The organism is Acidovorax sp. (assembly GCF_046339755.1).
Lineage (GTDB): Bacteria > Pseudomonadota > Gammaproteobacteria > Burkholderiales > Burkholderiaceae_C > Acidovorax.
This window is the reverse complement of record NZ_JBKDTZ010000257.1, coordinates 1-5574: the sequence shown is the minus strand read 5'-3', so window position 1 is coordinate 5574 and position 5574 is coordinate 1. Positions and strand designations below refer to the sequence as shown.

The 5574-nt window shown below is 64.5% G+C and carries 4 protein-coding genes; all 4 read left to right on the top strand.

Annotated features, from left to right (window positions below):
- A partial coding sequence (locus ACK59X_RS22560; RefSeq protein WP_409960615.1) for a M48 family metalloprotease occupies positions 1-1131 on the top strand: 1131 nt, incomplete at its 5' end.
- 333 nt (positions 1132-1464) lie between these two features.
- On the top strand, positions 1465-3387 hold the full coding sequence (locus tag ACK59X_RS22555; protein ID WP_409960614.1) for a PrkA family serine protein kinase: 1923 nt from the start codon (positions 1465-1467) through the stop codon (positions 3385-3387).
- Positions 3388-3466: 79 nt separating this feature from the next.
- Complete coding sequence (locus ACK59X_RS22550; RefSeq protein WP_409960613.1) at positions 3467-4738, top strand: YeaH/YhbH family protein; 1272 nt, start codon at positions 3467-3469, stop codon at positions 4736-4738.
- A partial coding sequence (locus tag ACK59X_RS22545) for a SpoVR family protein (RefSeq protein ID WP_409960612.1) occupies positions 4735-5574 on the top strand: 840 nt, incomplete at its 3' end. The genes ACK59X_RS22550 and ACK59X_RS22545, both read left to right, overlap by 4 nt.

Sequence of the window (5574 nt, the reverse complement as noted above, 5' to 3'; positions counted from 1 at the left end):
CACATCGTGGCCGTCATCGACGACAACTTCTTCGTGACCGAGGCGCCGCTCACCGTGGGCAGCCAGAAGCTCACGGGCCGCACGCTGTTCGTGAGCATTCCGCTGCTGCGCCTCTTGGACCAGCAGGAGGCCGATGCCGTGCTGGGCCACGAGCTGGCCCACCTGCGCGGCGGCGACACCAAAAGCAGCGCCCTGCTGGGCCCCAAGATCAGCCAGTACGACCACTACCGCCATGCCATGCGCACGGGCGGCCTGTCGGCCGTGGTCTCGCCGCTGCTGGACCTGTACCGCATGATCTTCGAAGTGGCGCTGGCACGCGAAAGCCGCGAGCGCGAGTTCAAGGCCGACCGCATTGCGGCCAAGCTCATCTCGCCCGACGCCATCGCGCAGTCGCTGATCAAGATCGCCGCCTATGCGCAGTACCGTTCCAAGATCGAGCACGAGCTGTTTGGCCAGAATCGCAAGCACGATGCCGCCGCGCTGGGTATTGCCAGCTACGTGGCGCAGGGCCTGCCGCCCTATGCCGAGTCGGCCGATTTCCTGGCCGAGATGAAGACGGCCAATGTTCCGCACCCTTTCGACTCGCACCCGGCCATGACCGAGCGCATGAAAGCCGTGGGCGTGAACCTGCCCGAGAGCGCCTACGGCGCCATCGTCGTGCGCCAGCCGGCAAGCACCTGGGCCCAGCAGATCCTCACCGCCGATGCCATCGAGCAGCGCCTGTGGGGTACCTACGAACAGGCCTTTGCCGCCGACCACGAGCGCAGCCTGGCCTACCGCTACGAGCCCGCCACCGACGAGGAGCGGGCGCTGGTGCTGCAGTACTTTCCGCCGGTGCAGTTCGCCTTGAAGGGCAGCGACACGGTGACCGTGAGCATCGACGGCATCAGCACCTCGGCCGACGGCACTACCGTGTTCTGGGATGCGGTGAAGGGGCTGGAATTCAAGGAGAGCAGCTTTGGCAACGCGCTCATCGTGACGCATCCCGAGAAGAATGCCCTGGGCCTGGGCGCCAAGACCAGCAAGATCAAGCTGGCCGGCCTGAAGAAGGAAAAGGACGACTTCAACGCCACCGTGGGCCACTACTGGCAGCGCCACCAGATCATGCGCGCGCACCAGAACGAAGGCTGATGCCAGTGGGGCGCATGGCGCCCCGGGCCAGGCATCTGCTGCAATGCCGCAGGGCACAAGAAAAGCCGGCCCCGGCGCAGCCACAAAACAATGCGGCGCGCGCACATGGCAGGTGCCTTCTGGGCCTCCTGCTCCTTAATTTGTAATGCCGGCGAACTTTCTGCAGTGTGCCATGCTCTACCGAAGCGTGTGCAGGTCGCGTGCAAAAGCGTTGCGCGCCTACACGAATTCCCTGTTCAAAGACAGGCGGTGGTGCTACAAAGTACCGAACCGATAGCAATGCCCACTGCAAACCGTGGTCCCCATGCGCAGGGGGCCGCCACAGGAGGTCGTATGGATGCCATCAGCAGCTTCGCCTCGCGCTACGCCCGCAGCCGCGAAGAGGAAATGTCGATCGACGAGTACCTTGCCGAATGCAAGCGCGACCCCATGGTCTATGCCACGGCGGCCCAGCGCATGCTGGCCGCCATTGGCGAGCCGGAGATGGTGGACACGCGCAATGACCCGCGCCTGTCGCGCATCTTTGCCAACAAGGTGATCAAGCGCTACCCCGCGTTCGCCGAGTTCTATGGCATGGAAGATGCCATCGAGCAGGTGGTGAGCTTCTTCCGCCATGCAGCGCAGGGGCTGGAGGAGCGCAAGCAGATCCTCTACCTGCTGGGCCCCGTGGGCGGCGGCAAGAGCTCCATTGCCGAGCGGCTCAAGTACCTGATGCAGAAGGTGCCGTTCTATGCACTCAAGGGCTCGCCGGTGAACGAGTCGCCTCTTGGCCTGTTCGACGCGGTGGAAGACGGCGCGGTGCTCGAAGAACAGTTCGGCATCCCGCGGCGCTACCTGCAGCGCGTGCTCTCTCCCTGGGCCGTCAAGCGGCTGGAGGAGTTCGGCGGCGACATCCGCCAGTTCAAGGTGGTCAAGCGCTATCCCAGCATCCTCAAGCAGGTGGGCATCGCCAAGACCGAGCCGGGTGACGAGAACAACCAGGACATATCGAGCCTGGTGGGCAAGGTCGACATCCGCAAGCTCGAGACCTTTGCCCAGGACGATACCGACGCCTACAGCTACAGCGGCGGCCTGTGCCTGGCCAACCAGGGCCTGCTCGAATTCGTGGAAATGTTCAAGGCTCCGATCAAGGTGCTGCACCCGCTGCTCACCGCCACGCAGGAGGGCAACTACAAGGGCACGGAAGGCTTTGGCGCCATACCGTTCGATGGCGTGGTGCTGGCCCACAGCAACGAGAGCGAGTGGAAGGCGTTTCGCAACAACAAGAACAACGAGGCCTTCCTGGACCGCATCTACATCGTCAAGGTGCCGTATTGCCTGCGTGTGAGCGAGGAGATCCGCATCTACGACAAGCTGATCCGCGAATCCTCGCTGGGCAATGCCGTGTGCGCGCCGGGCACGCTCAAGATGATGTCGCAGTTCGCCATCCTCACGCGGCTCAAGGAGCCCGAAAACTCCAGCATCTTCAGCAAGATGCAGGTGTACGACGGCGAGAGCTTGAAGGACACCGACCCGCGCGCCAAGAGCTACCAGGAGTACCGCGACTACGGTGGCGTGGACGAGGGCATGACCGGCATCTCCACGCGCTTTGCGTTCAAGATCCTGTCCAAGGTGTTCAACTTCGACAGTGCCGAGGTGGCGGCCAACCCGGTGCACCTGATGTATGTACTGGAGCAGCAGATTGAGCGCGAGCAGTTCCCCGCCGAACTGGAAACCAAGTACACCAGCTACATCAAGGAATTCCTCTCGCCGCGCTATGCCGAATTCATCGGCAAGGAGATCCAGACCGCGTACCTTGAGAGCTACAGCGAGTACGGCCAGAACATCTTCGACCGCTACGTCACCTACGCCGACTACTGGATCCAGGACAACGAGTACCGCGACACCGACACAGGCGAGGTGTTCGACCGCAGCGCGCTCAACGCCGAGCTCGAGAAGATCGAGAAACCCGCGGGCATTGCCAACCCCAAGGATTTCCGCAATGAGATCGTCAACTTCGTGCTGCGCGCGCGCGCCAACAACCAGGGCAACAACCCGAGCTGGACCAGCTACGAGAAGCTGCGCCTGGTGATCGAGAAGAAGATGTTCTCCAACACCGAAGAGCTGCTGCCCGTGATCAGCTTCAACGCCAAGGGCAGCGCCGAGGAGGCGCGCAAGCACGAGGACTTCGTCACCCGCATGGTGGAAAAGGGCTACACGCCCAAGCAGGTGCGCCTGCTGTGCGAGTGGTACCTGCGCGTGCGCAAGAGCAGCTAGCTCGGCCGCAGACGCACACGCTCTTGAAGGTTTTGCCAGTGCATCCCACCGGGGCGCTGGCCCATGATGGGGGCAAGGGATGGCATTGCAAATCATCGACCGCAGGCTCGCCGGCAAGAACAAGTCGGTGGGCAACCGCGAACGCTTCGTGCGACGCTTCAAGGAGCAGATCGCCGAGGGCGTGCGCCGTGCGGTATCGCAGCGCGGCATCCGCGACATCGAGCAGGCCGAGAACATCACCATTCCGAAGAAGGACATCGGCGAGCCCGTGTTCCACCATGGCCGCGGCGGCATCCATGACCGGGTGCACCCGGGCAATGCCGAACATGTGCGCGGCGACCGCATACAGCGGCCCCAGGGCGGCGGGGGCGGCGGCGGTGGTTCGCAGGCCAGCGACAGCGGCGAGGGCGAGGACGACTTCACCTTCACGCTGACCAAGGAGGAGTTCATGCAGCTCTTCTTCGAGGACCTGGCCCTGCCCAACCTGCTGCGCACGCACATCGGCGAGACGCCCAAGTACAAGCCGCGCCGCGCCGGCTACAGCCAGAACGGCATTCCCAACAACCTGGCGGTGCTGCGCACCATGCGCGGGGCCCTGGGGCGGCGCATCGCGCTGGGCCAGTCCGCGCACCGCGAACTGGCGGCGCTGCAGGCGCAGCTCCAGGCCCTGGAAGACGCGGGCGAGGGCAGCAGCGACGAGGCGGCTGCGCTGCGGCTGCGCATCGACGAGCTCAGGGCGCGCACCGGCCGCATCCCCTACCTGGACCCCATCGACCTGCGCTTTCGCTCCCGCGTGCAGGTGCCCGTGCCCAACAGCCAGGCGGTGATGTTCTGCCTGATGGATGTCTCGGGCTCCATGGACCAGGCGCGCAAGGACCTGGCCAAGCGCTTCTTCATCCTGCTGTACCTGTTCCTCACGCGGCACTACGAGAAGATCGACATCGTCTTCATCCGCCACCACACCCAGGCCGCCGAGGTGAACGAGGAGCAGTTCTTCCACTCCACCGAGAGCGGGGGCACGGTGGTCAGCAGCGCGCTGGTGCTGCTCGACCAGATCATCCGCGCGCGCTACCCCGCAGGGGACTGGAACATCTATGTGGCCCAGGCCAGCGATGGCGACAACTTCACCAACGACAGCGGCAACTGCCGCAACCTGCTGGTGGACCGCATCCTGCCGCTGGCGCGCTACTTCGCCTACGTGCAGGTGGCCCAGGAAGAACAGAACCTGTGGGAGGAGTACAGCCAGCTGCTGCCGCTGTATCCCCACTTCGCCATGCGCAAGGTGTCCGAGCAGGGGGACATCTACCCCGTGTTCCGCGACCTCTTCAAGAAGGAAGGGGTGCAGGTATGAACAACCACAACATGGCCCAGTACCCCGTGCTGGAGCGGCGCATGCGCGACAACCCCTGGAAGACCGCCATCGTCGGCGAGCGCCGCCACCGCACCGTGCCCGAGCAGCCCCTGCCCGCCGGGGCAAGGCCCGCACAGCCGCTGCCCGACCCGAGCGACTGGACCTTCGAGCTGATCGAGCGCTACCACGCCGCGATTGCCGCCACGGCCGAGCGTTTCGGCCTCGATACCTACCCCAACCAGCTCGAGGTCATCACCGCCGAGCAGATGATGGACGCCTACTCCAGTGTGGGCATGCCGGTGAACTACCGCCACTGGAGCTACGGCAAGGAGTTTTTGGCCACCGAGCGGCGCTACCGGCGCGGCCACATGGGCCTGGCGTACGAGATCGTGATCAACTCCAACCCCTGCATCAGCTACCTGATGGAGGAGAACACAACCGCCATGCAGGCGCTGGTGATCGCCCATGCAGCCTACGGGCACAACAGCTTCTTCAAGGGCAATTACCTGTTCCGCATGTGGACGGATGCCTCCTCCATCATCGACTACCTGGTCTATGCCAAGGACTACGTGGCCCAGTGCGAGGAGCGCTACGGATTCGACGAGGTGGAGCGGCTCATGGACTCGTGCCACGCGCTGGCCAACTTCGGTGTGGACCGCTACCGCCGCCCCTCCAAGAAGAACCTGGCGCGCGAGCGCCAGGAGCGTGAGCAGCGCGAGTCCTACGCGCAGCAGCAGGTCAACGAGCTGTGGCGCACCCTGCCCACGCGCCCCGGCAAGGAGGGTGCGGCGCAGGAGAACAACCGCTTTCCCAAGGAGCCGCAGGAGAACATCCTG